This window comes from Pseudochrobactrum sp. AO18b, assembly GCF_000409565.1.
GTDB classification, from domain to species: Bacteria; Pseudomonadota; Alphaproteobacteria; order Rhizobiales; family Rhizobiaceae; genus Pseudochrobactrum; species Pseudochrobactrum saccharolyticum.
Window position 1 is genome coordinate 1 of record NZ_ANNO01000501.1, and the last position, 6,765, is coordinate 6,765.

At 54.6% G+C, this 6,765-nt stretch carries 5 protein-coding genes; all 5 read left to right on the forward strand.

What is annotated here, in order from left to right:
• On the forward strand, positions 1-174 hold a 174-nt coding region (locus tag A918_RS21630), incomplete at its 5' end, for an NAD(P)H-dependent oxidoreductase subunit E (protein WP_022712523.1).
• On the forward strand, positions 171-1,739 hold the full coding sequence (locus A918_RS0118690; protein WP_022712524.1) for an NADH-quinone oxidoreductase subunit NuoF: 1,569 nt from the start codon (positions 171-173) through the stop codon (positions 1,737-1,739). The genes A918_RS21630 and A918_RS0118690, both read left to right, overlap by 4 nt.
• A gap of 12 nt (positions 1,740-1,751) precedes the next feature.
• Positions 1,752-4,637 carry a formate dehydrogenase subunit alpha gene (fdhF, locus tag A918_RS0118695; RefSeq protein ID WP_022712525.1) on the forward strand — a complete coding sequence of 962 codons (2,886 nt, stop codon included), beginning with the start codon at positions 1,752-1,754 and terminating at the stop codon, positions 4,635-4,637.
• Between the two features lie 3 nt (positions 4,638-4,640).
• Positions 4,641-4,871 (forward strand): formate dehydrogenase subunit delta, encoded by a 231-nt coding sequence (locus A918_RS0118700; protein WP_022712526.1) that lies wholly within the window; start codon positions 4,641-4,643, stop codon positions 4,869-4,871.
• Positions 4,872-5,007: 136 nt separating this feature from the next.
• Positions 5,008-6,660: an OFA family MFS transporter gene (locus A918_RS0118705; protein ID WP_022712527.1), complete on the forward strand. Its 1,653-nt coding sequence runs from the start codon at positions 5,008-5,010 to the stop codon at positions 6,658-6,660.
• The last annotated feature ends 105 nt before the right edge of the window (positions 6,661-6,765 follow it).

Consider the following 6,765-nt stretch of genomic DNA (forward strand, 5'->3'; position numbering starts at 1 on the left):
AAGCTGCTCGGTATCGGCTGGGGTGAAACAACCGGCGACGGTAAAATCACGCTTGAGCCGGTTTATTGTCTTGGTCTGTGTGCCTGTGCGCCTGCGGCGCAAATGGATGACCGGCTGATCGGTCGCCTGAATGAAGGCAAGGCAGAACGATTAATTGCGGAGGCACGGGCATGAGTGTGACGATTTATGTGCCTTGTGATGCTGCCGCTCTGGCACTCGGTGCCGATGAAGTGGCGTATGCCATTGCCGGTGAAGCCGTAAAGCGCGGTCTGGATATCAAGCTCGTACGCAATGGCTCCCGTGGTATGGTCTGGCTGGAGCCGCTGGTGGAAGTGGCGACCGATAAAGGCCGTATGGCCTATGGTCCTGTGGATGTATCCGATGTGGCTTCCCTCTTTGACAGCGGGTTGCTTGAGGGCAAAGGCCATGCACTGTCGCTGGGACTGACCGAAGAAATCCCGTTTCTCAAAAAACAAACCCGTCTGACTTTCGCCCGTTGCGGGTTGACCGATCCTTTGTCGCTGGATGATTATCGCGCTCATGACGGGCTTAAGGGGCTGCAAAACGCGATTGCCATGCAGCCTGCGGATATTGTGGCGCAGGTCACGGATTCCGGCTTGCGCGGCCGTGGCGGTGCCGGTTTCCCGACCGGTATCAAGTGGAAAACCGTTCACGATGCGCAAGGTGCGCGTAAATATATTGTCTGCAATGCTGACGAGGGTGACAGCGGTACTTTTGCCGACCGCATGATTATGGAAGGTGATCCTTTCGTTCTCATTGAGGGTATGGCGATTGCCGGTATCGCAGTGGGTGCGACCAAAGGCTATCTCTATACGCGTTCCGAATATCCGCATGCGATTGCGATGATGGAAAAGGCCGTCGAGATTGCCCGCAAAGCCGGTGTGCTCGGCGCATCAGTGCTTGGTTCGCGTTTCGCCTTTGATATGGAAGTGCGCACCGGTGCCGGTGCTTATGTCTGCGGTGAAGAAACCGCTCTGCTGGAAAGTCTTGAAGGTAAGCGCGGACTGGTGCGTGCCAAGCCGCCATTGCCTGCCCATAAAGGCCTGTTCGGCAAACCGACCGTCATCAATAATGTGATCTCACTGGCCTCTGTTCCGGTGATTATGGACAAGGGCGCTGCCTATTACCGTGATTTTGGTATGGGGCGCTCCCGTGGTACAATTCCGTTGCAGATTGCCGGTAATGTTAAATATGGCGGGTTGTTTGAAACCGCTTTCGGCCTGACACTGGGCGAGATTGTCGATGAGATCGGCGGCGGTACCGCAACCGGCCGTCCGGTTAAGGCGGTGCAGGTCGGCGGACCACTGGGTGCTTATTTCCCGCGCACGTTGTTTGATACGCCGTTTGATTACGAAGCCTTTGCTGCCAAAGACGGTCTGATTGGTCATGCCGGTCTGGTGATCTTTGATGATCGGGCAGACATGCTGAAACAGGCGCGTTTTGCGATGGAATTCTGTGCCATTGAATCCTGCGGGAAATGCACCCCATGCCGCATCGGCTCGACACGCGGTGTTGAAGTGATCGACAGAATTGCAGCCGGTTCAGAACCCGATACGCAGATCGAAATTCTGACAGATCTTTGCCAGACAATGAAATTCGGCTCCCTTTGTGCGCTTGGCGGCTTTGCCCCTTATCCGGTGATGAGTGCCCTGACGCATTTTGAAGAGGATTTTCGTCCGCGCCCTGAAAGCCAGACTTTCGTGCAGGCAGCGGAATAGGAGTGACAGAAGATGAGCTTAATTAAAGAAATCGATTACGGCACACCTGTTTCACGCTCGGACAAAATGGTGACCCTGACCATCGACGGCAATCAGGTGACCGTGCCGGAAGGCACCTCGATCATGCGTGCTTCGATGGAAGCCGGTATTGCCATTCCGAAGCTTTGCGCCACCGATATGGTGGATGCATTTGGTTCCTGCCGTCTGTGCCTCGTAGAAATTGAAGGCCGTAACGGCACGCCGTCTTCCTGCACCACACCGGTGATGGAAGGGCAGGTGGTTCATACCCAGACCGGCCGTCTGAAATCTTTGCGCAAAGGCGTGATGGAGCTTTATATCTCCGATCATCCGCTGGACTGTCTGACCTGCGCGGCCAATGGCGACTGCGAATTGCAGGATATGGCCGGTGCTGTAGGTCTGCGTGACGTGCGCTACGGTCAGGACGGCGCGAACCATGTTTTCAAACAAGGCCGCAATGACGGTGCGCTGAATGCAAAATGGATGCCGAAAGACGAGAGCAATCCGTATTTCACCTATGATCCTTCCAAATGTATTGTCTGCTCACGCTGCGTGCGTGCCTGTGAGGAAGTGCAGGGCACTTTCGCGCTGACCATTGAGGGACGCGGTTTTAACTCCCGCGTCTCACCGGGGATGCATGAGAGCTTCTTAGGCTCGGAATGCGTGTCTTGCGGTGCCTGTGTACAGGCTTGTCCGACTGCGACGCTGACAGAAAAATCGGTGATCGAAATCGGTCAGCCTGAACATTCCAAAGTCACGACCTGTGCTTATTGCGGTGTCGGTTGCTCCTTCAAAGCGGAAATGCGCGGTGAAGAACTGGTGCGCATGGTTCCGTATAAAGACGGTAAGGCCAACCGCGGTCACTCCTGCGTTAAAGGCCGCTTTGCTTACGGTTACGCCCATCACAAAGATCGTATTCTCAAACCGATGATCCGTGAGAAGATCACCGATCCTTGGCGCGAAGTGTCATGGGAAGAAGCCTATGGCCGTGTGGCGAGCGAATTTAAACGCTTGCAGACCCAGTACGGGCGCAACTCCATCGGCGGTATTACCTCATCGCGCTGTACCAATGAAGAAACCTTCCTTGTACAGAAACTGATCCGTGCCGGTTTCGGCAATAACAATGTTGATACCTGTGCGCGTGTTTGTCACTCGCCGACCGGCTATGGTCTGAACCAGACTTTCGGTACCTCTGCAGGTACGCAGGATTTCGACAGTGTTGAACATACTGATGTGGTGATGGTGATCGGTGCCAATCCGACCGACGGTCATCCGGTATTCGGCTCACGTCTGCGTAAGCGTTTGCGTCAGGGTGCCAAGCTGATCGTGATTGATCCGCGTCGTATTGATCTGGTGCGTTCGCCGCATATTGAGGCGGCACATCATCTGGCACTGCGTCCGGGCACGAATGTGGCAATCATGACGGCGCTGGCGCATGTGATTGTAACCGAAGGTCTGCAGGATGATGCTTTCATTCGTGAGCGTTGCGAGAATGAAGAGTTCCGCGATTGGGTGGAATTTGTCTCCCAGCCGCAATACAGCCCTGAGGCTGTGGAACTGCTGACCGGTGTTCCGGCGCAAGAAGTACGCGGCGCAGCCCGTCTGTTTGCAACCGGTGGCAATGGTGCAATCTATTATGGTCTTGGTGTAACCGAGCATAGTCAGGGTTCCACCACGGTGATGGCGATTGCCAATCTCGCGATGGTTACTGGTAATATCGGCCGCAAGGGCGTGGGTGTGAACCCGCTGCGCGGTCAGAACAACGTTCAGGGCTCTTGCGATATGGGCTCATTCCCGCATGAATTGCCGGGCTATCGTCATATCTCTGATCCTGCAACCCGTGAGATTTATGAAAATATCTGGGGTGTAATCCTGCAGGATGAGCCGGGTCTGCGTATTCCGAATATGCTGGATGCGGCGGTAGAAGGCACTTTCAAGGGCATCTATATTCAGGGTGAGGACATTCTTCAGTCCGATCCGGATACCCGCCATGTTGCTGCCGGACTGGAGGCTATGGAATGTGTGGTGGTGCAGGATCTGTTCCTCAATGAAACCGCCAATTTCGCCCATGTTTTCCTGCCGGGTTCGACCTTCCTCGAAAAGGACGGCACATTCACCAATGCGGAACGCCGTATCAACCGCGTGCGCAAGGTGATGACACCAACCAATGGTTATGCCGACTGGGAAGTGACGCAGAATCTGGCCCGTGCAATGGGGCTGAACTGGAACTATACGCATCCGTCGCAGATCATGGACGAAATCGCCATGACCACACCGACATTTGCCAATGTGTCCTATGAATTGCTGGAACGTGAAGGTTCCGTGCAGTGGCCATGTAATGCCAAAGCACCGCTCGGCACGCCGGTGATGCATATTGACCATTTCGTGCGCGGCAAAGGCAAATTCATGCGCACGGAATATGTGGCAACCGATGAGCGTTCGGGCCCGCGCTTCCCGCTGCTGCTCACCACAGGGCGTATTCTCTCGCAATATAATGTGGGTGCACAGACCCGCCGTACCGAAAATGTGGCATGGCATGCGGAAGACCGTCTGGAAATCCATCCGCATGATGCGGAAGTGCGTGGTTTGCGTGATGGCGACTGGGTGAAGATCGCCAGCCGCTCCGGTGAAACCACTTTGCGGGCGCTGGTCACAGACCGCGTGACACCGGGTGTGGTCTATACGACCTTCCACCATCCGACCACACAGGCCAATGTGGTGACCACCGATTTCTCGGACTGGGCGACCAACTGTCCGGAATATAAGGTGACTGCGGTGCAGATCAGCGCATCCAACGGCCCGACACAATGGCAGCAGGAATATCGCGAACATTCCGATGCCAGCCGCCATATTGAAACAGCTTTGGATACGGTGAGCTAAGCTATGAGTGAACATACTTATCACAGCCGCATTCCGATGATGGCATCACAGATTGCCACATTTTTCAGTTCGCAGACGCAGATTGATCAGGCGGCGGGTGTCGCCAAACATATCAACATGTTTTGGGAACCACGCATGCGTACGCAATTATTTAATCTGATTGATGCAGGCGGAGAGGGGCTGCATCCTCTGGTGCTTGAGGCCGCGCCACTGATTAAACGTCCGGTCTCATAATACGCAATTTCAGCCGGATACAGTCCAGTATCCGGCTGAAATGATTCAGCATTTAAATAATTTCATTCTGACAATTAAGGGATGCTCACGGGAGATGGGCAGGCTGCGGCGCGTTCGCAGAAGGGAGGATTTTGACATGAGTGCAACAGATCAAACCCTGGGAGGTTTGAGCGGGCCGGGGATACTCGACCGCGAGCGGATTATCGCGAAACCCGGATTTAACCGCTGGCTGGTGCCGCCGGCGGCGCTAGCAATCCATTTATGTATCGGCATGGCCTATGGTTTCAGTGTGTTCTGGCTGCCGCTGAGCCGTGCTTTGGGTGGTGAAACTGCGGCTGCCTGTGCGGATATGAGCCTGCTGACCGCACTCTTTACCACCAGTTGTGATTGGCGCGTGGCTGATCTCGGCTGGATTTATACGCTGTTCTTTGTGCTGCTTGGCTGTTCTGCTGCGATCTGGGGCGGCTGGCTGGAGCGGGTAGGCCCGCGCAAAGCCGGTTTTGTTTCCGCGCTATGCTGGTGCGGCGGTATGGTGATTGCCGCTTTCGGCGTGATGACCCACCAATTATGGCTGATGTGGGTTGGTGCCGGTTTCATTGGCGGTATCGGTCTTGGCCTTGGTTATATTTCACCGGTTTCCACATTGATTAAATGGTTCCCTGATCGCCGCGGTATGGCGACCGGTATGGCGATTATGGGTTTTGGCGGCGGTGCCATGATCGGTGCGCCGCTGGCTGATTTGTTGATGGAACATTTCAAAACACCGGATTCCATTGGTGTCTGGCAGACATTTCTGGTGATGGCAGCAGGCTATTTCGTATTCATGATGGGCGGCGCCTTTGGCTACCGTATTCCGCCTGCGGGCTGGAAGCCGGAAGGCTGGGTCGCACCGCAGACCAAAAAAGCTATGATCACCACTCGTCACGTCCATTTGCGTGATGCGCACAAGACCCCGCAATTCTGGCTGATTTGGGCAGTGCTGTGCCTGAACGTCTCTGCCGGTATTGGCGTGATCGGCATGGCTTCACCAATGTTGCAGGAAATTTTCGGCGGCAAATTGATCGGTGAGGCAGGACTGACATTTACCGAACTGAGCACCGAGCAAAAGGCTGCAATTGCTGCGATTGCTGCCGGTTTTACCGGTCTGATTTCGCTGTTTAATATTGGCGGCCGTTTTTTCTGGGCCTCCCTGTCTGACCGCCTTGGCCGTAAGGCCACTTACTTCACCTTCTTCGCTCTTGGCATTGCACTTTATACACTGCTGCCGACAGCCGCGCATATGGGCTCGGTCACGCTGTTTGTGGTGATGGTCTGTATCATCCTGTCGATGTATGGCGGTGGTTTTGCGACTGTGCCTGCTTATCTGGCGGATATTTTTGGTACGCAATTTGTGGGGGCAATCCACGGACGTTTGCTGACTGCATGGGCAACGGCGGGTATCGTCGGGCCGGTTGTGGTGAATTATATTCGTGAGTTCCAGATTGCTGCCGGTGTGCCGCGTGCGCAGGTCTATGATTATACGATGTATATTCTGGCCGGTATGCTGGCGCTTGGTCTGATTGCAAATTTCTTCATCAAACCGTTGGGCGATAAATGGTTCATGTCGGATGCGGAAGTTGCCAAACTGCAAGCAGCCACAAAAGCGGAAGCGACAGGGCCGAGCGGTTCCTTCGGCATCGGCACAGGCGGGCTGGATGCCAAAGCTGCTCTTGCATGGGCTGCTGTGGGTATCCCGATACTCTGGGGTGTGTGGACAACCTTTGAAAAATCTCTGATCCTGTTCCGTTAAATCTGAGACTTCAGGTTGATTGAAAACTCCGGCAGCAATGCCGGAGTTTTTTATTTCCCCATAAATTTCAATAGCTTTCTTCGAATGAATAGCTGCCGAAAAGAG

Bases quoted from the DNA above. Each gene is read 5' to 3' on its own strand.
- A918_RS0118705 (WP_022712527.1), top strand. From the start codon at position 5,008: ATGAGTGCAACAGATCAAACCCTGGGAGGTTTGAGCGGGCCGGGGATA.
- A918_RS0118690 (WP_022712524.1), top strand. From the start codon at position 171: ATGAGTGTGACGATTTATGTGCCTTGTGATGCTGCCGCTCTGGCACTC.
- fdhF (WP_022712525.1), top strand. From the start codon at position 1,752: ATGAGCTTAATTAAAGAAATCGATTACGGCACACCTGTTTCACGCTCG.
- A918_RS0118700 (WP_022712526.1), top strand. From the start codon at position 4,641: ATGAGTGAACATACTTATCACAGCCGCATTCCGATGATGGCATCACAG.